Genomic DNA, 22,437 nt, shown 5'->3' with positions numbered 1-22,437 from the left:
ACCTAGGTGGCGTATCTATTTGGAGTATTTGTTGATCGCGGCCTGAATCTCGGCGATGGCTTTTTCGATGTCTTCGTCGCTGATATCGGGGATCTTGTCTTTACCGAGGGTATCGATGTGCGTGCTGACGGTGTTTTCATCTAGCTTCACCGTCGAGACAAAGGCGCTGTCTTCTTCGCGGTCGGCCTCATGCCAGTTAATGCCCAGTGCAGTGAGATTGTCGCCAAATTTCCCGCCGCGTAACTCGGCCTTATCCAGTAATTGCGGCAAGGCAAACATGACGGGGAATGAGCTGAGGAAATGGGTGATTTCATCTTCGGCCAGCGAGCCCCACAGCCCATCGGTACACAGCATAATGCAGTCACCGGCAAACAGCGTCATGCGGCCGCCGACTTCGATTTCCGGCATCAGGGTACCGCCCAGGCAGTTGTAGATTTTGTTTTTTTCTGCGTGATGCAAGGCTTGCTCGGCGGAGATTACCCCGTTTTCGACGAGCTTTTGCACTTTAGAATGATCGCGCGTCTGGGCAATGGTAAAGCCATCGCGAATCAGATACAGCCGCGAATCGCCCACATGCGCCCAAAATGCGGTTTCATCCTGCACGATGCAGGCCACCACCGTGGTGCGGGGGATTTCCAGTAAATGCTGTGAAATCGCGTAGTTGTAGATTGCTTCGTGGCAGTTAAGCAGTGCCTCGGTCAGAAATTGCACCGGGTTGGCAATCACTGGCGTGGCTTTTTTCTGAAACTGATCTGTGAGCAGCTCGACGGTAATCTGGGCGGCGACTTCGCCGTGCAAATGCCCGCCCATGCCATCGGCCACCACCAGCAGCAAGGCATCGCGACTGTAGGAGTAGCCCACACGGTCTTGATTGTATTCACGCCCGCCTTTGCGGCTATCCTGAAAAACCGTGAATTTCATTCCTCACCTTTGCGTTTCGGGCGAGTCATTTCGGCCCATTTGCGTTTGATCGAGTTCACCAGATTGTTTTTCTTACGCGGCGGCGAGCCGGCTTCGAGCAAGGCTTTCTGGATTTGCGGCACGCTTTGCGGCCGCACCGTCGGGTCAACTGCGATACATTGATGGATTAAATCCAGCAACTCAGGCGAATAACGATCGCCATACAGCGTATCTAGGCGTTGGACTTTGTCTTCTTTTTCGCGCGCATCTGAGGGCTGCGGTGCGGTGCCGGCGATGCAGGCATACATCGAGGCGCCAATCCCGTAAATATCGGTCCATGGGCCCAACTGATCTTTGCGCCGGTATTGCTCGGGCGCAGCAAAGCCTGGGGTGTACATCGGGGTGAGCCGGGCGTGCTCGGTGGTTAAGGTTTGCCGGGCCGAGCCAAAATCCAGTAGCACCGGCGAGCCATCTTTGCGGATATAGATATTGGCCGGCTTGATATCCAGGTGCAGTAATTTATGCAGGTGTACTTCACGCAAGCCGTTGAGCAGGTTGTAAAACACGCTGCGGATCAGTTTTTCATCCACGCCTTCGCGGTCGTGGTTGAGCTGGATTTCCTTTTGCAGCGTGCGACCGCGCTCGTAATCCATCACCATGTACACGGTTTCATTGGCGCGAAAGAAATTCAGTACGCGGACGATATTCGGGTGCTGAATGCGGGCCAGTGTTTTGCCTTCTTCAAAGAAGCATTTCAGGCCATGGCGAAAGAGGGCGATATTCTCTTCGCTGGTGGCCTGCACGGCCACGCCCTCTTTGCGCAGGGCGAGCGAATTGGGCAGGTATTCCTTGATGGCGACCGGATAATCGTTCTCATCGTGGGCCAGATACACAATACTGAAACCGCCAGCAGAAAGTAGCTTGGCGATGGTGTAATTTTGCAGCTGGTAGCCGCGCGCGAGCGGTTGATTGCTTGGGGTGGCCATGCTTGGCTTTCGGTATAATTGCAGTATCTCTAAATTGTGTGTCGCCACCCGCTAATTGTAAAGCGGGTTCTTACAAAGGAAATTTATGATTCTCAGCATGACCGGCTACGCCAGTAGCCAGCGCGAGTTATCTCATGGGGTTTTGTCGGTTGAGCTGCGTGCCGTCAATCATCGTTTTCTCGATCTAAGTCTGCGTTTGCCAGAGGAATTTCGCGCACTGGAAGGGGCGATTCGCGAAAAACTCAGTGGCCGGCTTAATCGCGGCAAGCTCGAATGCCGGGTGGCATTTAATGCCCGTGAGGGGGCCGCTAGCCAGTTGCGCCTTAACAACGCTCTGGTGGCCGAGCTACTGCGCTTGGCCGATCAAGTGAAAGAGCATCAGCCGGGGGCGGGTGATTTGCGCATGGGTGAAATCTTGCGCTGGCCCGGAGTGATTGAGTCGGATGCGCTGCCGGCGGAAGTGTTGCACGCTACGGCGATGCAGCTCTTGGATGAGGCGCTGGATGAATTTGTGGCCGCGCGTGGGCGCGAAGGCGAGAAACTAGGCGCGATCTTGCTGGCCCGCGCTGACGAAATGAGCAGCGTACTGGCGCAAATTGCCCCGCGCCTGCCGCAGATCATTGATGAATACGAAAACAAACTTAAGCAGCGCCTGCAAGAAGCGCTGGGCAGCGCCGACGATGAACGCGTGCGCCAAGAGCTGGTGCTGTTTGCGCAAAAAGTCGATGTACAGGAAGAGGTCGATCGCCTGCATACCCACTTGGCCGAGTTGCGCCGCATTGTGCAGCAAGGCGGCCATGCAGGTAAGCGGCTGGATTTTCTGATGCAGGAGCTTAATCGTGAAGCCAATACGTTTGGTTCTAAATCGGTTTCGACCGATACCACCAAAGTTGCAATGACACTGAAAGTGCTGATCGAGCAGATGCGCGAGCAAATTCAGAATATCGAATAATCAGCGCCAGAATCTCGCGCTAGTTTTCGTGCGGGCGCGAGTTCACTTATACTGGCTGACAACTCGAAACACAGGAGCCAAACATGGCCAAAGGAAATCTGTTTGTGGTGACCGCCCCCAGTGGCGCTGGCAAAACCACGCTGGTCGCAGCGCTGCTGGCGGCCGATGCCAATGTGCAACTGTCGGTTTCATACACCACTCGCCAGCCGCGGGCTGGTGAAGTGGATGGCAAGGATTACCACTTTGTCGAACGCAGCGAATTCGAGCGCATGATTCATGCCGGCGAATTGCTCGAGCACGCTGAGGTATACGGTAATTACTACGGCACTTCGCAAGTGTGGATCAATGAAGTGATCAACAATGGCCGCGATATTCTGCTGGAAATCGACTGGCAAGGCGCGCAGCAGGTGCGCCGCCTGTTCCCTGAGGCCATCGGCATTTTCGTACTGCCGCCTTCACTCGAAACACTGGAAAACCGCCTGCGCAATCGCGGTAAAGACAGCGATGAAGTGATCGCCAAGCGTATGGCCGTGGCCAAAGAAGAATGTGGCCACGTCGATGAGTTTGATTATGTGATCGTGAATGAGCATATCGATGATGCCGTACGCGATATCGTGGCGGTGGTGCGGGCGCAGCGCCTGACGCTTGCACGCCAGTCGGCGCGCCATACAGGCTTGATTTCAAGCTTAAAAGGTTAATTCCGGCGCAAGCTGGTATAATGCACGGTTTCGCCGCTGTTGGCGGCCGCCCAAGCATTTTTCGGAGAGTAAAAGATTATGGCCCGTATTACGGTTGAAGATTGTCTGGATCGTATCCCAAACCGATTTGACCTGACTCTGGCTGCCGCCTACCGCGCCCGCCAGCTGGAAAATGGCTCTAGCCCGCAAGTTGAAAACAACGGCCGCGATAAGCCGACCGTGATGGCATTGCGCGAAATGGCCGCGGGCCTAGTTGGGGTTGAAGTCCTGAACCGTCGCGGTTAATGCAGTATGTCGGCAAGCTCGGTTCCCCTCGTCGTTGAAGATGTCCCTGCGCTGGCCACTGCGCCGGAGGTAATCGAGCAAGCCAACCGTTTTCTCGCTGAGCAAACGGCCTATCTCAAACCAGAAGACCGCCAGATGTTACGGGCGGCTTTTTTGTTTGCAGAAGATGCTCACCGCGGCCAGATGCGCCGCTCGGGTGAGCCTTATATCTCCCATCCGTTGGCTGTTGCCGGTATTCTCACGCAATGGAAGCTGGATGCGCAGGCGCTGGCTGGCGCGCTCCTGCACGATGTGATGGAAGATTCCGGCGTGACCAAGCTGGAGCTGACCGAAAAGTTTGGTAAAGCGGTGGCCGAGCTCGTCGATGGCATGAGCAAAATCGACAAGCTGGAATTTCAGAGCAAAGAAGAGGCGCAGGCGGAAAACTTCCGCAAAATGCTGCTGGCCATGGCGCGCGATTTGCGCGTCATGCTGATCAAGCTGGCCGATCGTTTGCACAATATGCGCACCATGGATGCAATGCGGGTCGATAAGCAAAAGCGCATCGCTCGCGAGACCATGGAAATCTATGCCCCGATCGCTAACCGGATCGGGCTTAATGCCATCTACCAAGAGCTGGATGATCTGGCGTTCAAATACCTGCACCCGCGCCGGCATCATGTCTTGTCCAAAGCGCTGAAAGCCGCCCGTGGCAATCGCCGCGAAGTGGTGCAGAAAATCCTCGATGCCATCAATGCCAAGCTAGCCGCCCAGCAGATCGAGGCGCAGGTATCCGGCCGCGAGAAAAACCTGTTTTCCATCTACCGCAAGATGGTGGAAAAACATCTTAGTTTTTCCGAGGTGCTGGATATTTATGCCTTTCGGGTGATCGTGAAAGATCACGCGCACTGTTATCTGGCGCTGGGCGCCTTGCATGCGCTGTTTAAGCCGATTCCGGGTAAATTTAAAGATTACATTGCCATTGCCAAGAGCAATGGCTACCAAAGCCTGCACACCACGCTGTTCGGCCCCTACGGCACCCCAATTGAAGTGCAGATTCGCACCCCCGAAATGCACCGTATCGCCGATGCTGGCGTGGCCAGCCACTGGATGTATAAGAGTGGCGATGAGAGCTTCTCGGATGTGCAGCAACGCACGCACCAATGGCTGCAATCGCTGCTGGAGCTGCAGGTGGATTCGGGCGACGCGGTCGAGTTTCTGGAGCATCTGAAGGTCGATCTCTTCCCCGATCAGGTGTATGTGTTTACGCCGAAAGGCAAGATCCTTAGCCTGCCCAATGGCGCGACGTGTGTCGATTTTGCCTATGCCGTGCACACCGATGTTGGTCATGGCTGTATCGCCGCGAAGGTGAATCATGAGCTGGTACCGCTGCGCACCAAGCTGAAAAACGGCGATCACGTGGAAATCGTGATGGCCGCGCATGCCAAGCCCAATCCGAGCTGGCTGTCGTTTGTTACCACCGGCAAAGCCCGCTCGCAAATTCGCCATTTCCTGAAAACCATGCGCTTTGATGAGTCGATGCATCTGGGCGAGCGTTTGCTCAGCCAGGCCTTCTCGGCGCTGCATCAGCCGCTGCAGGTGAGCGACGAAGTGTGGGAGAAATACCTGCGCGAAAGCGGCGAGAAATCGCGTGAAGCGGTGCTGGCCGATGTCGGTTTGGGGCAAAAACTCGCCGTAGTCGTTGCCAAACGGCTGCTGCAGCTGGCGGGCTCGTGGAGCGATGATCTACGCCAGGGCAAAAAACCGATGGCGGTGACGATTCGTGGCACCGAAGGTATGGCGATTCAGTTTGCCCGCTGTTGCAACCCGATTCCGGGCGACCCGATTCTGGGTTTTGTGAAGAAAGATCACGGGCTGGTGGTGCATACCCATGATTGTCCGCAAGTGGCCAAGGGCCGCATCGACGCCGATAAGCTCATCGATGTGGAATGGGACCCAGAAGTGGCGCGGGTATTTGATGTACCTGTGAAAGTGCTGGCCGAAAATGAGCGTGGCACGCTGGCGGCGCTGGCTGCAGCAGTGGCCGAGGCCGAAGCCAATATCGCTGCCGTCACCATGGGCGACGCAGTTGAGTCGCATGAGCGCTATCTGAGCGTGCAATTTACCCTGCAAGTGAATAACCGCATTCACTTGGCTAAAGTGCTTAAGCGTTTGCGCGCCTTGCCGACGGTTTATCGCCTGCAGCGCGTGCGCAACTAAATCCCTTGGCGTGCCCGCTGGCTGGGTGCCGCGATTCCTCGCGGCAATCTCGCGCAATCTGAGCCGCATCAAGGCAGCATCCCACCTGCATGTTAGAATGGCCGCTGTTTTCTAGAACAACAGCGGGCTTTCCCATGCAGCTTTCTCTGAATGGCCAACAACGCGAATTTCCCGATGGTCTGACCGTTGCCGGTTTGATCGAACACCTTGAGCTCACCGGCAAACGCGTGGCGCTCGAGCGCAATGGCGATATCGTGCCCAAAAGCCAGCATGCCAGCACTTTGCTCGCGCACGGCGATGTGCTGGAGATGGTGGTGGCTGTGGGTGGTGGTTAAGGGTATCTGGCTAGAGGCCAAATAATAATTAGGCTACAGGGCTATACCCTGTGGCTGGCAGTGAATCTCTACAGTTTGATCCAGACGCAGGGGCGTAAATCATGAGTGATACATTTCAAATTGCGGGCAAAACCTATCAATCCCGCCTGATCGTTGGTACCGGCAAATACAAAGATTTCACCGAAACCCGCGCCGCTGTGGATGAATCGGGCGCCGAAATCGTCACCGTGGCGATTCGCCGCGTGAATATCGGTCAGGATGCCAGCCAGCCTTCGCTGCTGGATTATCTGCCGCCCAGCCAGTTTACCTATCTGCCCAATACCGCCGGCTGCTACACCGCCGAAGACGCGGTGCGCACTCTGCGACTGGCGCGTGAGTTGCTCGACGATCACCGGCTGGTAAAGCTGGAAGTGCTGGGTGACCCCAACACGCTATTCCCCAATGTGCGCGAAACCCTGAAAGCCGCAGAAACGCTGGTTAAAGAGGGGTTTGATGTCATGGTCTACACCTCGGATGACCCGATCATCGCCAAAGAGCTGGAACAAATCGGCTGCTGCGCGATTATGCCGCTGGCCTCGCTGATCGGCTCGGGCATGGGCATTTTGAATCCGTGGAATCTGCGCCTGATTATCGAAGCCGCCAAAGTGCCGGTGCTGGTGGATGCCGGTGTGGGTACCGCCTCTGATGCCGCGATTGCGATGGAATTAGGCTGCGATGGCATTTTGATGAATACCGCCATTGCCGGCGCGCAAGACCCGGTACGGATGGCGCGGGCGATGAAACTGGCGGTGCAGGCCGGGCGCGATGCCTTCCTCGCCGGTCGCGTGCCACGCAAGCTGTATAGTGCCGATCCATCGAGCCCGGTGACCGGGATGATTGCCGCCAGCAAATAAGCCATGGTCTGGGGTATTGCCTATCAGGCTATGAAAAATATAGCCTGCAGCTTAATACCCTGGTGAAGCTTGGCTGGGTCGCGCGGGCCGGCACCGCAAAATTTGGTGAATCGCCCGCCGCGCATTAAAATACCGCCATTGAATACCAAACCGCCGCCACTTGTCGCTCAAGGGCGGCGTTTTACATGGCAAGGAATCCCCATGAACGACGAGCAACTCGACCCGCAAACCAGCCTGCAGGATGAAGCCGCTGGCGAAGGCAAATTTATGCGCCGTATTCGCAGCTTTGTGCTGCGCCAAGGGCATCTGTCGACCGGGCAAGCCAAAGCGCTGGAGCAATTCGGCCCTGAGTTTTGTCTGGATTACCGCCCAGAGGCGCTGGATCTGGATGCGGCATTTGGCCGTCAGGCGCCACGGGTGCTGGAAATCGGTTTTGGCATGGGGCAGGCCACGGCCGAAATCGCTGTTCATCGCGCAGATACCGATTTTCTGGGCGTGGAAGTACATACCCCGGGGGTGGGCAGCTTGCTGAAACTGATTGGCGAGCAAGCCATCCGCAATATCCGCATCGTGCAACATGATGCGGTCGAAGTGCTGGAAAACATGCTGCCAGCCGGTAGCTTGGCCGGTGCGCATATTTTCTTTCCCGATCCATGGCATAAAAAACGCCACAACAAGCGGCGCCTGATTCAGCCTGAATTCGTGAAGCTGCTGGTTTCACGCATTCAAACTGGCGGCTATGTGCATCTGGCTACCGATTGGGAAGACTACGCGATTCAGATGCTGGAAGTGCTGAGCAATGAGCCAACGCTGAAAAACACCGCGACCAGCGACACCGGCTACGCCGAGCGTCCCGATTACCGTCCGCTCACCAAGTTTGAAAACCGTGGTATCAAGCTGGGCCACGGCGTGTGGGATCTGGTGTTTATCAAGCAATAAGCGCGGATTCGATAGCTTTGCACTCGGCACGGCGGCATTTTTATGCCGCCGTGTTGCGTTTGGGCTGCAGAAAAAACTGCGGCTGCCGATAAAGCGATAACTGGCCGCTTGGCCATCCGCCGCGTCAGCGGTGTGCTGTCGGTAAAGCACTGGCGCTTCGCCAGCGGATGACTACAGTGGAACTATCGTCAGGCATCGCCTTAATGACATTGTCAGGAGAACAAGATGACCCGTATGCGTACGTTTTCCGCCAGCTGGCGCACCGTGGTGGTGGCGCTGCTGAGCTTGGGTCTGGCCGCTTGTGCCAGCAGTGGGAAAACCACGGTAAGCCATGATGAGGGCGTGAGCAATCCGCCGGTGGTCTTGCCAAGCAAAATCACGGCAGTGGGCTATGGCGCGATGCCAACCATGGATGGTTTATCGCCTTCGCAGCGCCGTTTGTTGGCGATGCGTGCTTCGAAGCTCGACGCTTATCGCACACTGGCCGAGACCGTATCTGGGGTGAAAATCACCGGTAACAGTACGGTATCGGCGATGGCGCTGAATAATGATGGCTTTCGCGCTTATGTCGAATCGTATCTGCGTGGCGCTCGTGTGGTCACCGTAACGCCACTGCCGGATGGTGCTTTTGAAACCACACTGGAAATTACGCTGGGCGGTGAGTTTTATCGCGCAGCGCAAACCGCCAGCCACCAAAGCGGTGGCAGCGAAGCTACCCCAGCGGCAGCGCCCATGAAGGCGGTGCCACAGCCGGTGGCAATGCCGGTAGAATCAGCCATCTTACCTAGCCAGAATTTCTATCTGTCACTGTGATTCGAACGCTGATCGCCGGCTGCGTGCTGGCAGCGCCGCTGTGGGCGGCTCAACATGAAGGCATTGCACCGCTGGGTAGCGAGGGCTTAGAAGTCGCCCGCCGGCAGGCGATCGCCGATGCCCTTGAAAATGCGGCTTTGTTTAATGGCGCAACGGTCAAAAGCTATAGCCAGCATGGCCCGCAACGCAGTAGCGACAACACGCAAATCCGTGGCACGCCGGCGCAGGATTACACGGTGGTGCGCGAGTGGACGACTCAAAGTGGTTTTTTGCACGTCATCATCGATGTACCGCCACCAGCGCCGGCGGAAGCTAAAAACGCGACCGTCACGCAGGCAGCGGCTACGGCTGCAGTAGCGCCAGCGGTAACGGCGACTGCGATGGCGCAGTGTGGCGGCGGCGATTACAAGCGCAAGCTTTTGCTGGCGCATATGTGGGTGCAACATCCGGCGCAAACTCGCGATCTGGATCGGCTGCCGGAAGGCATCCAGCTGGATTTGATGCGCAAATTGTTTGATAGCGGTGGTTTTTTGCCGCAAAAGGCTTTGTCCGAAGCGGCATTTGATTTACAGCCACAGTTTGCCGACCCCTTATTGCAGCCTGAGCGGGTGCGTGAACTCGCTCGGCGCTATGCGGTGCAGTTTGTGGTGGGCGGTATCGTGCGCGATACCTCGACCAGTGGTGAGCGCTACGCAGCGAGTTACGGCAATGATTTGCGTGAGGGTGAGCGCAAGCTGGAGCTGAATATCCCGCTGGTGAATTTCACCCAGCTGGGGCTCAAAGCCACCCCAGCCGAGCGGCGGTTTGAGTTTGAATTATTTGTGTTTGATGGCGTGTCCGGTGCGCTGGTGAATCGGCATCGGCTGGCGGGAAAAGCCAGTGGCCAAGTGATGCAGGATCGCGCCACCAGCATGGCCACCGAAGGATTTAAAGAAACCGCCTACGGCCAGCTGATTGAACAAAAAATGCAGGAAGCTGCCCGGCGCATCACGCAAGACATTGCGTGTATTCCATTTTCAGCCCGGATCACGCGGGTAGAAAAAAACCGCGTGTATTTCGATGCCGGTACTACCTCGAAAGTAGGGGTGGGCGATAGCTTGCAGGTGTATCGAGTGGCGCCCGGTGGTTTGCCGCTGGCCGCGGCTAGTTTTGAGCCCAGCATGTCGCTGGGTTTGCCAGAAGAGATTGTGGGTAGTCTGAATGTCACCCAGGTGCAGCCGCTGTTTTCAGTTGGGATTTTGCAAGGCAGCGGGGTGCAGGCGGGCGACTATGTGCGATTTGTAGGACGCGGAGGTCAAAAATGAAAGCCCTGCTCAGCCTGTGTTTATGCTGGCCAGCCTTAGTGCTGGCATCCGAAGCCGGCCATGGCACACCAGCGGAAAAGCCGCCGGCCAAAACCGAAAGCCATGCAATTAAAAATGCCCCGCCCACCAAAGTGGATAATCTGAAAGGCCAGTTGCAGGTGAGCGGCTCGCACGGCAGTGAAGCGCCCAAAGCCAGCACCAAGCCGGCTGCCGCCGAAACCAAGGCCGAGCCAGCTAAGCCTGCGGCCCATGGCGAAGCGCCCAAGCCGCAGTTTACCGAGCCGCCGGTGGTACAGTATGTGCCGCCCAAATACGGCAGCAGTAGTGCGACACCGGTGCAGCGCGTGTATGTGCCTTCCAAATCGCCCGCCGCGCGTAAATCAAGCGCGCATGCTGGCAGTGCCCATGGCGGTACTAGCAAGAGAAGTAGCGGGCATGGTGCGGCCGAGTCATCGCAAGCTGTGACGCCTGGCCTGGTGCGGGTCATGCCTGCCAGCAGCCTGCCCGGGGGTAAGGTGCTGCCACCGGCCAAAGGCTTGAACGAGGTGAGCGCAAGCAGCGGCAGTAGTAGTGCTGGCAGCAGTGGCAAGCCACGACTGACTTGGGGTGAAACGACTGTCATCAAGCCCGCCGCCAGCCCTGCGCCGGAAATCTATATCGTGCGCGATCCTGAATTGCGCTGGCAGCAATACAGTTACCCTTAAAGCCTTAAACTTAAAAAACATAAAAGCCCGCACGCGGGCTTTTTTGTTGGCTTGATTTGTATTAACTCGGCGCAATGGCTAAGCCCATTTGCCGCCGAATTTATTTGCAGCTGGTTTCGCGCAAGACCGAGCCTTTGAATTGCGCGCTGAGTTTGTTCAGCTTGGCCACCTGCTCTTCGCTCAGCCCTTTCATCGTAAAGCTGGCTTGCTTGAGGGTATCATCGCGATCGCGCACCACGGCAGAGCGAACCCCTTTGGCTTGCAGCTCGGCCAGATGCCGCTCCCCCGCTTCACGGGTGCTGAAAATCCCCAGCGAAATGGCGTTTTGCCAGCGCCCGCCGTTATTGACCACAAAGTAATCCGTGACGCCCAACGAGGCCAGCTGCTGAGCTTTGGCTTTGGCGACTTCCTGGCTTTCCAGTGGTGGCATATACACCCACACTTTGGTAGATTCGCCGCTGCTCTTTTCAGTAGCCGTGATGCCCAAGCTGCCCAGCTTGCTGCGGGCGCTATCAATCTGCTCGCCGGTAATGCCGGTCCAGCGCAGGCAGGCTAGTTTTTCGGCCACGGCGGTAGGCGCTGCGGTGGGTTTGGGGGCGGTGGTGGCCGTAGGGGTAGGTTGCGTACTCGGGACTGGCGTCGCGGGGGCGGGGCTGGCCTCTGCGGGGGCGCTGGCGGGCGCTTCGGTGCTGGCTGGCTCGGCGGTGCTCCCCAATTGGCCGGTTACAATTTTGACGGCCGAGGCGTTTTTCTCGCGGCTTTGCAGCTGCACTTGCAGCCCGCCGCCATCAAGTTGAAACCAGCCATAGACGGCTAGATTCGCCAGTAGCAGCAGGAAAAAAATCACACGCATGGGACAAACACTCCGTCATTGCTTTGCGCAAGGGCGTACAAACCATCGAGGACCAGATTATCTACTGTCTGGCACGGGGCGTTAAGCAAACTGGCGATCAGTGCGGCATCGCCACCAAAGCACACAATCTGCTGCGCGGGTATATCGTTCTGAGTCATTTCAGATAAGGCTTCTAGCAACATACCCTTGATGGCGCGGCGGCAGCCGGTTTCGATGGCATCGCTGGTTTGAGTCGGAAAGCCTTGGTTTTGGCCGCTGCTGGCGGGTAGGCGAGCAGTGCCTTGCTGCAGCGCCTGTTTCATCAGCCCCAGTCCCGGCCCTATGGTGCCGCCCAGATAGTCGCCAGCGGCGCTGAGGGTATCGACCACCAACGCCGTACCGGCGGATACCACCAGAACATTTTTCTGCGGGTAATGGCTGCGGGCGCCCAAAATCGCGGCCCAGCGATCCGGCCCCTGTTGATTGAGAAGCTGATAGTGATTGCGCACGCCCAGTGCCGTGCGACTCACTTGCAGTAGCTCCGCACTCAATTGCCAACGGCGTTGGCACCATTGCCCGATCTCGGTGCTGAGTTCAGGTTGTTTCACCGAGCAGAGCAAAATGCGCTGCGGGCGAGGCAATGCAGCGAATTGGGCCTGCAGGCTGGGCCAGTCGGCGGCGATCTGCACCGGCCCCGCGTTGCAGCGCCACTTCAGCCGGGTATTGCCCAAATCCAGCAAGAGCACATCAGCCATGGCTGGCCTCACTATTGGCTCGGCGTAGGCTCACATCACCAGTGTGGATCAGCTGTTCGCCCGCGGCTGTGCCCAAGCGCAGGCTGCCATCGGCAGCCAGGCCGAGCAGTACGCCGCTCTGAGTGGCGCCAGTGGGTGCCAGCACTTGCACCTGCTCGCCTTGCCAGGCGCTATAGCTTTCCCACACCGGCAGCAGCGGCGCAAAGCCGCTGTGGGCAAACTCGCGCAGGCCGCGCTCCAGCCGGCTTAATATGGCCGCGAGCAGAGCATTACGGCCTAGCGCTAAACCCGCGGCCTGCAAGCTGGCCGCGCTTTGGCCAAGCTCGGCTTGCCAGTGCGCCGGAAACTGCAGATTCAGCCCAATGCCAATCACTACTTGCGCCGGACCCAAGGCATCACCCTGCATTTCGATCAGAATGCCGCCTACTTTAGCGCTCCCTGTGGTGGCGGGCAGCAGCAGATCATTCGGCCATTTCAGGCCGATGTCGCGCACGCCCGCGGCCGCCAGGGTTTCGGCCACCATGGCGCCCACTGCGAGAGATAAACCCGCCAGTTGCGCGGGGCCGCCGGCAAATTGCCAAGCCACAGAGAACATCAGGCTGCCGCCCAAGGCACCCAGCCAGCGCCGGCCGAGCCGGCCGCGGCCACCGGTTTGCCATTCGCAGGCCAACACATGGCCATGCTGCGGGTTTTTGAGTAGCTGCCGATTGGTGGAGTCAAGGGTATCGGCCAGGGTGATAGATAATTCAGTATCTGCAGGTAGATACCCATTTAGGGTATGTGGATCGAGCCATTCGATTGGTGTGGCCAGTTGGTAGCCGGCACCCGTGCGGCGGGTGAGGGCGATGCCGTAGTCTTCGGCTTGCGCCAGCGCGGTGGAGACACTGGCGCGCGAAATGCCCAGCCGTTCGGCAATAGCGGTGCCCGAGGTGAAATGCTGCGCGTCGAGTTCGCGCAGCAGGCGGATTGGATCAGTCATGCCGGCATTTTACGGCAATTGCTGCCGCTGTGCCGTGCTGAGCGGTGGCTGGTATGATGTACCGCCTGCTCGGTTGAATCTGCTTGAGCTTGGATTCAGATTGCCGCCGGCGGCACGTCGTAGCACTTATTCGGTGGCGACTGGTGCGGCCTCGCTGGCTGGCGCGCCCATGCTTTCCACCACATGGTTTTGATTGGTGTAAATACACAGATCACCGGCGATTTCGAGCGCTTTTTTCACGCAGGCTTCCGGCGGCAGATCGGTGTTTTCCAGCAGGGCGCGGGCGGCGGCCTGAGCGTAAGCGCCACCTGAGCCGATGGCCGCAATCCCGCCCTCTGGTTCCAGTACATCGCCATTGCCGGTGATGACCAAGGTGGCGGTGGGGTCGGCCACGATCAGCATGGCTTCCAGCCGGCGCAGCATGCGGTCGGTGCGCCAATCTTTGGCCATTTCCACCGCGGCGCGGGTCAGGTGGCCCTGATGTTTTTCCAGCTTGGCTTCAAAGCGCTCAAATAGGGTAAATGCATCGGCAGTGCCGCCGGCAAAGCCTACAATCACCTGATCGCGATACAGCTTGCGTACTTTGCGGGCGGTGCCTTTGATGACGATATTGCCCAGCGTGACTTGCCCATCGCCCCCCACGGCCACGTGTTCACCTCGGCGCACCGAGACAATAGTGGTGCCGTCAAATTGTTCCATGCTGACTTCCTTGCGTGCTGCGGGCCAGTGCGGCCCAATAGGCTGTAGATGGCGCTGCCAGCGCAAAAAACAAGCGCCGGGCTGGCCGGCGCTGCTGGGTGAGGCGTGTTGAAGCTTATTTGCGCGCTTCGATGGTGAGCATGTCTTGCAGGCTCATAATGCGTAAAAGGGCGTGAACTAGTGGATTGACATTGTAAAACTTCACCGCTTTGCCTTGCTGTAGCCAGTTCACCGCGTGGGTAAGTAATTGGCCGGCGCAGTCGAAATCCATCCGGTCGATCTGGCGAAAATCGATCTGCGGCTTGGGGCTTTGCTCAATTTGCTTAAGTAGGCGGGCAAAGAGCTCGGGTTGCTCGGCGCATAAATTACCCGCGAGCTGGTTTTTCTGTTGCTGCTCGGCGGCGATTTCAGCTTTAGCGGCGGCTTCATCGCGGGCGATGTCTTGCGCCGATTTGGCGGCCTGACGCGCATCCCAAGACGGCGGGGATACCTCGTAGGTGATGGCGTAATCCACGGCCAGATTTTCAAATTCTTCCTGCAGGCCCATGATTTGCAGCATTTCGATGTGCAGCAACCAGAAAGGGGCTTCCGCCGGATGCCGGCGACCGACTTCGATTTTGGCTTTCAGTAAATCGAGCACGGCGCTTGCGCCAATCAGCTGCAGGCTATTGGGCTTTTTGTGCGTTTGTTGCAGCGCCGAGAGTAATTCGGCGGCTGAAAGGGTGTCGATTTCTGCCACTTTGGAAAAATCGAGCCGAATCTGATCGTGTTTTTTATGTAATTGCAGCAGCTCGTTGATTTGCTGATCAATGTTGGTGTGGCTGAGTTTGGCGGCAAAAGCAAAATAGCCGCTGCCACTGCTGGCGGCCTTGGCGGGTGTTGCGCGCACTTGCCAAGCTGGTGGGGTTTTTTCAAATTCCACCACGTATTCCAGCGCCAGCGTATCAAAAGCATCGTGCTGATTATCTTGCTGCAATAGCTCAAACAGCATCAACCATGAGTCATGCCGTTTCTTGCCGATGAAATTGGCCTTGTCGGCCTGTAGGGCGCCGTAGGCGGCTTTGAGCTGGCCGTTGGCAAACAAAATGGCGGCTTGTTCTTCGGCACTGCTGAGCGTGTCTGAGCTACTAGATACCTCAATGGCCAGCGCCGACAGATCGTAGCTATCGCTGGTGTTTTTTTCTGCAGGCGCAGCGTCGACGCGCGCCTGGGTGGCGGGGCCCGTTTGCGTCATGGGGCCGGTCTGGGTCATGACTTCCTGACCATCCGGACCTTTTTTACGGAAGAAAGAAAACACGGTGATTATCCTGCAGCAAGGGAACGTTCAGTAGCAATCACTTATTTTACTGCGTAAGCCCGCCCTCGTGGGCGTGGTTTTTACCTTTGTTTGACTACACTGATGACTGGCGAGTTTCCTTTATCGTTGATTCGGGCTTGGAATACAATTGCTGTAAATAATTAGCCAGACTACAGGTGCACTGCATGTTGCCAAATGTCATAAAACGCTTGGCCAGCCATCGTTGGGGGCGACGATTGGGTTGGCTGGTGCTGGGCTGGGTGGTTTTGGGCCTGATCGCGATGCTGGCATTGCCGCCCATGCTCAAACCCTATCTGGAGCAACAAGCCAGCGCCGCCTTGCAGCGCAGCGTAACGCTCGGCGAGCTGGGGCTAAACCCGTTTACCTGGACCGTGACACTGCGTGATTTACGCATCCGCGATCGTTATGGCGATTTTGTTGTGGCCAAAGAGATTCGTGCCAATGCCGAAGTGATGTCTTTGCTGCGAGGTGGGCCGGTGTTGCGTGAGCTGACCTTGGTGGCGCCGCAAATCCGGCTGGTGCGGCTGGGTGAGCGCAAGTTTAATTTTTCCGATTTATTGCAAACCAAACCCAAGCCAGCGCCCAGCGAGCCGCTGCGCTTTGCGCTGAACAATATTCAGGTACAGCAGGGTGAAATCGCGCTGGATGATCGCTATCGCCATACCCAGCAGCGGCTGGATCAGCTGGAACTCGCCATCCCGTTTATTTCCAATCTGCCGCAGCGGGTGGATGAATACATTGCGCCGCTCTTGCGTGGGCGACTGAATGGGCAGCGGTTTGCGCTGCAGGGTCAGAGTAAGCCCTTCAAAGATAACCTAGATACCTCCCTGGAGTTTGATCTGCAAGGCCTTAAATTAAAAGACTATCTGGCCTATACCCCTCTACCGGCTGCCTTGCAAATTCCCAATGCCGTACTTGATAGCCGCCTGCAGCTGGTGTTTCGGCAGCAGCCCAAAGACACCCAGCTCATCTTGAAAGGGCAGCTCGCTTTGCGCGATGTGGCACTCAATATTGCCGGCGCACCGGCGCTGCGACTGCGGCAAGCCAAGCTTGAACTGGGCGATCTGCAGCCTTTACGAGGGCAATGGTATTTGCAAAAGCTTGGGCTGGATGGGCTGGAATTGCATACCCAGCGCGCCGCCAATGGCCAGCTCAATTGGCAACAGCTGGCGCCCGCTGCGTCAGCAAACTCGACTGCGGCTACGACAAACCCGCCGGCGAAAACAACGTTGCCGGATGTTAAGATCGGCGAATTTACCCTGCGCAATAGCCAACTGCATTGGCAAGATGCGGCGGTAAGTCCGGCGGTGGCGCAAAGCGTGCAGATACAGCTCTTAAGCGGGCAACACTGGGCGCTGCGCGGACAACAGCCCTGGCTGATCAATCTGCAGGCCCAAGGGGCTAATGCGGCCAATCTCACCGCCGCCTTGCAACTCAAGCCGCAGCCTTTGCAAATTCAGGGCAAGCTGGCCGCGCATGACTGGCAACTGGCCGATTGGGCCGGTTACGCCGCTAGCGCTGTGCGCGGCCAATTGCGCGGGTTGTTGAATGTACAGAGCGAGTTGCAGTTTCAGGCGGCAGCGGGCACCGCCGCACCTTTACTGCAATTGCAGCACACCGATGTCACCCTGCGCGATCTGGGCTGGACCCTGCCCAATAGCCGCCAGCCTGCCGTGGCCATCGGCGAGCTGGCCGTGCAGGGGCTGAGCTTGGATACCGCAGCGCGACAGCTGCAGATTCAAGAATTGCGCAGCGGCGCGGGGAAAATTGCCCTGCAATGGTTGCCGGATAATGAGCTGGATTTACAGCAGGCGCTGGTCAGCCATGGCGCACCGCGCACCGCCGCCCAAGCGACACCGGCCGCGCACGCCGCTGTGCCATGGCGGGTGCAGCTGGCGAATGCGCAGCTGGATGACTATCAGCTCAAATTCGAAAATCGCCAGTTGGCGCAGGCCGTGCCACTGGGCCTGCAGCAATTGCAAATTCGCCTGCAGGGCTTGGATACCCAAGCCGGGCACGCCGCGCAGTTGAGTCTGCAAGCGCGCTCCGGGCGCAAGGCCACCTTGGCGCTCACGGGTACGCTCACTCCGCAGCCGTTCGCTGCCAATCTGCAGCTCGACACGCGCAGCCTTGATGCCGCCTATGCGCAGCCGTATTTCAGCCGCCTGCTGAATATTTCGCTCGCCAGCGGTTTTGTGGATGCCAAAGGCCGGCTGAAACTCAGTAGCCAGCCGCAATGGGGCGGTGGCTTTCAAGGCGATGTGGCTTTGCGGCAGTTTTATGCACTCGACAAAGCCACTGGCGAGGATTTTCTGAAATGGAAAACCCTCGCCTTTAACGGCATTAACAGCCAGTTTGCGCCGGTGAAAGTGGAGGTGCGAGATGTGCTGGTTGATCAGCTGTATTCGCGACTGATTTTGTCGCCCAATGGGCGGATGAATGTGCAGGATGTATTGGTGAGCGATGCCGGGCAGGTGTCGGTGACGCGCGAATCGGCCGTCGCCAGTCGGCCTGCCGCAGTGGTGGCCAGTCGCCCGGCGAGCGACGCAGAATTACCCCCGATCAAGGTGGGTAAAATCCGCCTGCAGCAAGGTAATGTGCGCTTTAGTGATTTGCTGATTAAACCCAACTACACCGCCAACCTCACTAGCCTGAATGGCGAGATTCAGGGCCTTGATAGCGCGCAGCTGGGGCGCGCCACGCTCAATCTGAAAGGCTCGCTTGATCAGGTGGCGCCCGTTGCGATTGCCGGTACGCTCAATCCGCTGGCAAAAGCGCCATTTTTCGACCTGCGCGGCAGCGTGCAGGGCTATGAGCTCACCTCGGCCAGTAGCTATGCGCAAAAATATGCCGGCTACGGCATTGTGAAAGGCAAGCTTTCCAGCGAAGTGAGCTATCGGGTGGAAAACCGGCAGCTCAAGGCCAGCAATCAGATTTTCCTCGATCAGCTTACGCTGGGGAACGAAAAAACCGATGGGCCGGAAGTGACCAAATTGCCGGTGAAACTGGTGCTGGCCTTGCTGAAAGATCGCCGTGGGCAGATCAAGCTGAATTTGCCAGTGGAAGGCTCGCTGGATGATCCGCAATTCAAACTCAGCGCAGTGATCTGGCAAGTGATCGGCAATCTGCTCGAGAAAGTCGTAACGGCGCCCTTTGATGCGCTCAGCGGCATGGGCGCCGGCGGGCCGAGCCAATCGTATGTGGCGTTTGAATCGGGCTCTAGCCGGCTGAGTGAAGCGGCTCAGCAGGCCATCCAGCAAACCAGCCAACTACTGAACGATCGGCCGGCCTTGCAGCTGGAGCTCAGTGGCTGGGCGGCGCGTAGCGCTGATGAGGCGGGGCTGAAAACGCGCTTGCTCAATCGGCAGTTGCGGGCCTTGAAAGCTCGCCAGCTCGGCGAAACAGCCCAGTCGCTAGAGAGCGAGCAAATCCAGATCAGTGCCGAAGAGCGCGCCGAGCTGCTGAGCAAATTGTATAGCGCGGCCAAATTTGATAAGCCGAGCAATGTGCTGGGCCTGGCCAAATCGCTGCCGCCCGAGCAAATGGAAGCGCTGTTGCTGCAACATCAACCGGTGACCGAGCAGGATTTACGCACCTTAGCCGAGCAGCGCGCCAAGCGGGTGGATGAGGCGCTGAAAGCCGCCGGTTTGCCTGGCGAACGGATTTTCCTATTGCGGCCGAATTTAAACCCCAGCGCCAGCGATGGCGCCCTGAGCCGGGTGCAGTTTAAATTGCAATAGGGGTATTGCTGTTTAAGTATTGTATGCTTTGGTTTGCAGGCTTATACCTTGCTGGGTATGGTCTGCCGCTTGGGCCGGAAGTAAGCGGTGTTCTGGTAAAAGGCAGTATCTTGCTGGATATACCAACCGGGTATGCCCAAGTAGGGGAGCGGTGGCAATTGGCGCGGTGTTTGCAGCTGGTCCGCATCCACCGCGGCGGCGAGCTCGCCATCGAGCCAACTCAGCTGCGTATCGAGCGGCCAGCTAAAAAAATCGGCCGCCACCGCGATCGGCCAGCATTTCCCGGTGAGCCCTACAAAGGGGGCCAACAGATTTTCAAAATTGGCGTGCCCAAAGGAATAGGCCGCAATCGTTTGCCCCCATGCTGCGCGTTCGGTTAGAAACAGCGCTTCCCAGCGATGTTGCTGCAGGAGTTCCAGTAGCGCGGGCTGGCTGTAGGGCAAGATAAACCCGCATTCATCAAACAAGGTGGCGGCATCGCGCACCGGGCCGCGAATATTGGGCGCGCTGGCCTGGCTGATTTGCCGTTGGTGTAGTTGATTCAGCGCGATTTTCAGGCGCGGGAAACGATGCCAGATTAGTGCGTTGAAGGTGTCATGCCAGTTCAGCCGCGTGGCCACGGTGCCGTGCTGATAAATCGCGAGTTCGTAATAGGCCGTGATGCTGTCTGGGTCAACAAAGCGGATTGGTGCACCGCTAGGGCTGCGCGCGGGGCTCGGTAGCTGATCCCAATCGGCATGGGTGGGAATGGCGCGAAACTGGCCCAGCAAAGGATGCAAAAGACGAAACGCCGGATGCTGCTCAAACAGCGCTTGTGGCCAGCTAGACATGCAGACTTCCAAAAGCAAACAGGGCAAATCCCCTAGCTATTGTACGGGATTTGCCCTGCTAAGCCGAGCTAGCGCGCGGCGGGCGTGATGGCGCGGAGGCGCTTAAGCCAATGCGGCCAGTGCGGCGTCGTAGTTTGGCTCGTTTTTGATTTCGCTCACGAGCTCGCTATGCAGCACTTTATTGTCGGCATCCAGTACCACGACGGCCCGCGCGGCTACGCCAGCCAATGGGCCGCTGGCCACATCTACGCCGTAGGCAGTCAGGAAGTCGCGACCACGCATGGTTGACAGATTCACTACATTAGCCAAACCTTCGGCGCCGCAGAAACGGTTTTGGGCGAAAGGCAGGTCAGCTGAAATACACAGCACGACGGTGTTTTCCAGCTTGGCCGCGGCTTCGTTAAAGCGACGTACTGAAGTCGCGCAGGTAGGGGTATCAACGCTTGGGAAAATATTCAGCACTTTGCGCTGACCCGCAAAGCTAGCCAGGGTCACGTCGGCCAGATCTTTACCGACCAAAGTGAAATCAGCGGCAACAGCGCCAACGGTTGGGAAAGTGCCATTTACAGTGACGGCGTTGCCACCCAGAGTAACGGTAGACATTGATGAGCGCTCCAGTAGTAGTTCGTTGTGGTTTGATAGCAGCAGGCAATTGCTACTGCTGGGTAGATAAGGCTGAAGCCATAAAAAAAAAGCGGCCGTAGCCGCTTTTTTTCTGCTGTGCTTAGCCGGCAGCCGGCGCTTCGGCGCCACTCTCTTCTTTGGTGGGCGGATTCAGGATATTCATCGCGGCATCGTAGTTGGGCTCGTTCATCAGCTCTTGCACCAGCTCGGCATGCAAAACGACATCATTAATGTCGAGCACAAATAGCGCCGTGGTCATCAGCCCAGACAGCGGGACATCGGTGATCATCACACCATAATCTTTGTGAAAATCTCGCCCGCGCAGCGTCGACATCAGATTGAGTTTGCGAAAACCCTCGGCCTCGCCGATGCGGGCTAGGGCGTAGGGAGTATCGACCGAGACCGTCATCAAGACTGTATTGGTGAGCGAATACGAGAGGCGCTCCAGCTGGCGTGCAATGGTGAGGCCAATGGCCGCATCCAGGCTTGGCACCACGGCGATCAGCTTGCGCTGGCCCCAGTATTTGGAAAGTGCAACATCTTGTAGATTGGTGTCCACCAGCATAAAGCTGTGGGCGGTTTCACCAACGTGGGGAAAACGGCCGCCAATACTGATTGGCGTGCCATTAAGTAAGACTGTGGACATGCCCGGTTCCTCCTGAAAGTTGCTTTCAGTATGGTTCGCCGGGGCTTAAATGCAAGGCGGGCGGGGCTTAGTCGTAAAACCAGTACAGTGAATAACCGGTGGAGCGCAGGTTGCCAAGGTCGAGCTGCAAAAAGGCATGCAATTCATCATTGGCATTGAGCTGGTTAACCGGTGTGTCGTTTTGCGCCAGATATTGCGCCGGGGTAAAGACTTTTTTTGCCACCAGCCGTTCATTATCGTCGGTGAGGCTTAGCTCGAGTTTGGGCAGGGCTTGTTCATACGGCGCCAGATTGCGCAACGTGGCTTTCACCTGAATCAGCGTGGGGTGATCAGGAATATAAGTCAGCTCCGACCATTCGGAGCGCAGCATTTGCCCGTTGCGCGGCAGCGGCATATCGCAGCCCACTTTGCTGCACAAATGCAGCCAGCGCGGGCGCAGGGCTGGGAATTCTTGGCTGAGTTCCAGTCGGTATTGATACGCTAATTGGGCAAACAGACTGAATGCCAACACCACAGTGCCTACCCGCCATAGCCAACGCCAGCGCGAGGGCGGCTCGGGCATAAAGAGCGGGTCACTGTCATCCAGAATGGGTCGGTATTCCAACTCATCGGTGTCGGCCTCGGTCTGTGGTGCGTGGCCTGCATCGAGCTCGGTGCCATCATCGTGCAAACTGGCGGCAATCGTATTGCGCGTGAGTTTGAGGTTTTTCCGTTTTTTCTCTTTGCGGGTTTTCTTAATTAGCTTGGCTAGCGCCCGCTGTAAATCCCGATCTTCAGCTGCTGGTGCTGGGCGATTGGGTTTGGCTGCCTGCGGCGTCGTAGTTTCGCGTGGCTGTGGCTCGGTGGGAATATCGAGTGGGTCGCGGGGTATGGCCTCAGAAGGCTTTGACTGTTTGGTCTTGGTGGCAATACCCTGAGATGCTGGAGCTGGAGCTGGAGCTGGAGCTGGAGCTGGAGCTGGAGCTGGAGCTGGAGCTGGAGCTGGAGCTGGAGCTGGAGCTGGAGC

General features: G+C 57.6%; 22 protein-coding genes. 11 read left to right on the top strand and 11 right to left on the bottom strand.

What is annotated here, in order from left to right; translation table 11 throughout:
- Window positions 1-15 precede the first annotated feature (15 nt).
- Entirely contained in the window at window positions 16-921 is a 906-nt protein-coding gene (locus G482_RS0107605) for a PP2C family protein-serine/threonine phosphatase (RefSeq protein ID WP_028449539.1), read from the bottom strand.
- On the bottom strand, window positions 918-1,886 hold the full coding sequence (locus tag G482_RS0107600) for a serine/threonine protein kinase (protein ID WP_028449538.1): 969 nt from the start codon (window positions 1,884-1,886) through the stop codon (window positions 918-920). The genes G482_RS0107605 and G482_RS0107600 overlap by 4 nt, the downstream gene beginning before the upstream one ends.
- Window positions 1,887-1,971: 85 nt before the next feature.
- Here G482_RS0107600 and G482_RS0107595 point away from each other — a divergent pair, with 85 nt between their 5' ends.
- The 10 genes from G482_RS0107595 to G482_RS0107545 all read left to right on the top strand — a co-directional run bounded on the left by G482_RS0107595 (window position 1,972) and on the right by G482_RS0107545 (window position 11,008).
- Window positions 1,972-2,838 (top strand): YicC/YloC family endoribonuclease, encoded by an 867-nt coding sequence (locus G482_RS0107595; protein WP_028449537.1) that lies wholly within the window; start codon window positions 1,972-1,974, stop codon window positions 2,836-2,838.
- 83 nt (window positions 2,839-2,921) lie between these two features.
- Window positions 2,922-3,536 (top strand): guanylate kinase, encoded by a 615-nt coding sequence (gene gmk, locus G482_RS0107590; RefSeq protein WP_028449536.1) that lies wholly within the window; start codon window positions 2,922-2,924, stop codon window positions 3,534-3,536.
- 78 nt (window positions 3,537-3,614) lie between these two features.
- Window positions 3,615-3,821 (top strand): DNA-directed RNA polymerase subunit omega, encoded by a 207-nt coding sequence (gene rpoZ, locus G482_RS0107585; protein ID WP_028449535.1) that lies wholly within the window; start codon window positions 3,615-3,617, stop codon window positions 3,819-3,821.
- A 6-nt stretch (window positions 3,822-3,827) separates the two neighbouring features.
- The gene (locus G482_RS0107580) at window positions 3,828-6,020 is read left to right on the top strand and encodes a RelA/SpoT family protein (RefSeq protein ID WP_034619258.1); all 2,193 of its coding nucleotides are present in this window, start codon (window positions 3,828-3,830) and stop codon (window positions 6,018-6,020) included.
- A 134-nt stretch (window positions 6,021-6,154) separates the two neighbouring features.
- Window positions 6,155-6,355, top strand: a complete 201-nt coding sequence (thiS, locus tag G482_RS0107575) for a sulfur carrier protein ThiS (protein WP_028449533.1) — start codon at window positions 6,155-6,157, stop codon at window positions 6,353-6,355.
- A 101-nt stretch (window positions 6,356-6,456) separates the two neighbouring features.
- On the top strand, window positions 6,457-7,248 hold the full coding sequence (locus G482_RS0107570; RefSeq protein ID WP_028449532.1) for a thiazole synthase: 792 nt from the start codon (window positions 6,457-6,459) through the stop codon (window positions 7,246-7,248).
- A 267-nt stretch (window positions 7,249-7,515) separates the two neighbouring features.
- Window positions 7,516-8,187, top strand: a complete 672-nt coding sequence (gene trmB / locus G482_RS0107565) for a tRNA (guanosine(46)-N7)-methyltransferase TrmB (RefSeq protein WP_028449531.1) — start codon at window positions 7,516-7,518, stop codon at window positions 8,185-8,187.
- Between the two features lie 225 nt (window positions 8,188-8,412).
- Window positions 8,413-9,000 (top strand): LPP20 family lipoprotein, encoded by a 588-nt coding sequence (locus tag G482_RS17760; protein WP_051258832.1) that lies wholly within the window; start codon window positions 8,413-8,415, stop codon window positions 8,998-9,000.
- Window positions 8,997-10,304 (top strand): flagellar assembly protein T N-terminal domain-containing protein, encoded by a 1,308-nt coding sequence (locus G482_RS0107550; protein WP_028449530.1) that lies wholly within the window; start codon window positions 8,997-8,999, stop codon window positions 10,302-10,304. The genes G482_RS17760 and G482_RS0107550 overlap by 4 nt, the downstream gene beginning before the upstream one ends.
- On the top strand, window positions 10,301-11,008 hold the full coding sequence (locus tag G482_RS0107545; protein ID WP_028449529.1) for a hypothetical protein: 708 nt from the start codon (window positions 10,301-10,303) through the stop codon (window positions 11,006-11,008). Before G482_RS0107550 ends, G482_RS0107545 begins: the two co-directional genes overlap by 4 nt.
- Before the next feature lie 100 nt (window positions 11,009-11,108).
- On the opposite strand, the gene G482_RS0107540 is transcribed toward G482_RS0107545, so the two are convergent.
- The 5 genes from G482_RS0107540 to G482_RS0107520 all read right to left on the bottom strand — a co-directional run bounded on the left by G482_RS0107540 (window position 11,109) and on the right by G482_RS0107520 (window position 15,570).
- Window positions 11,109-11,861 (bottom strand): SPOR domain-containing protein, encoded by a 753-nt coding sequence (locus tag G482_RS0107540; RefSeq protein ID WP_028449528.1) that lies wholly within the window; start codon window positions 11,859-11,861, stop codon window positions 11,109-11,111.
- Window positions 11,852-12,595 (bottom strand): type III pantothenate kinase, encoded by a 744-nt coding sequence (locus G482_RS17755; protein WP_051258831.1) that lies wholly within the window; start codon window positions 12,593-12,595, stop codon window positions 11,852-11,854. Before G482_RS17755 ends, G482_RS0107540 begins: the two co-directional genes overlap by 10 nt.
- Window positions 12,588-13,574, bottom strand: coding sequence for a biotin--[acetyl-CoA-carboxylase] ligase (locus tag G482_RS0107530; protein WP_028449527.1), 987 nt, complete (start codon window positions 13,572-13,574; stop codon window positions 12,588-12,590). The genes G482_RS17755 and G482_RS0107530 overlap by 8 nt, the downstream gene beginning before the upstream one ends.
- Before the next feature lie 126 nt (window positions 13,575-13,700).
- Entirely contained in the window at window positions 13,701-14,273 is a 573-nt protein-coding gene (hslV, locus tag G482_RS0107525; protein WP_028449526.1) for an ATP-dependent protease subunit HslV, read from the bottom strand.
- Between the two features lie 115 nt (window positions 14,274-14,388).
- Window positions 14,389-15,570 carry an STAS domain-containing protein gene (locus G482_RS0107520; RefSeq protein WP_156905370.1) on the bottom strand — a complete coding sequence of 394 codons (1,182 nt, stop codon included), beginning with the start codon at window positions 15,568-15,570 and terminating at the stop codon, window positions 14,389-14,391.
- 185 nt (window positions 15,571-15,755) lie between these two features.
- Between G482_RS0107520 and G482_RS0107515 the strand changes: the two genes are divergently transcribed.
- Window positions 15,756-19,331, top strand: a complete 3,576-nt coding sequence (locus G482_RS0107515; RefSeq protein WP_028449524.1) for a DUF748 domain-containing protein — start codon at window positions 15,756-15,758, stop codon at window positions 19,329-19,331.
- A 41-nt stretch (window positions 19,332-19,372) separates the two neighbouring features.
- Here G482_RS0107515 and G482_RS0107510 read toward each other — a convergent pair whose 3' ends face one another.
- The 4 genes from G482_RS0107510 to G482_RS20490 form a co-directional block, all read right to left on the bottom strand.
- Window positions 19,373-20,161, bottom strand: coding sequence for a DUF3025 domain-containing protein (locus G482_RS0107510; RefSeq protein ID WP_028449523.1), 789 nt, complete (start codon window positions 20,159-20,161; stop codon window positions 19,373-19,375).
- A gap of 102 nt (window positions 20,162-20,263) precedes the next feature.
- On the bottom strand, window positions 20,264-20,764 hold the full coding sequence (tpx, locus tag G482_RS17750) for a thiol peroxidase (protein WP_034619286.1): 501 nt from the start codon (window positions 20,762-20,764) through the stop codon (window positions 20,264-20,266).
- 121 nt (window positions 20,765-20,885) lie between these two features.
- A complete protein-coding gene (gene tpx / locus G482_RS17745) occupies window positions 20,886-21,431 on the bottom strand; it encodes a thiol peroxidase (RefSeq protein WP_051258830.1) in 546 nt (181 codons plus the stop codon).
- A 67-nt stretch (window positions 21,432-21,498) separates the two neighbouring features.
- A complete protein-coding gene (locus G482_RS20490) occupies window positions 21,499-22,101 on the bottom strand; it encodes a DUF3426 domain-containing protein (protein WP_028449522.1) in 603 nt (200 codons plus the stop codon).
- Between the last annotated feature and the right edge of the window lie 336 nt (window positions 22,102-22,437).

It is taken from the genome of Chitinibacter tainanensis DSM 15459, from assembly GCF_000429785.1.
GTDB classification, from domain to species: domain Bacteria; phylum Pseudomonadota; class Gammaproteobacteria; order Burkholderiales; family Chitinibacteraceae; genus Chitinibacter; species Chitinibacter tainanensis.
This window is presented reverse-complemented; position numbering and strand designations above follow the sequence as displayed.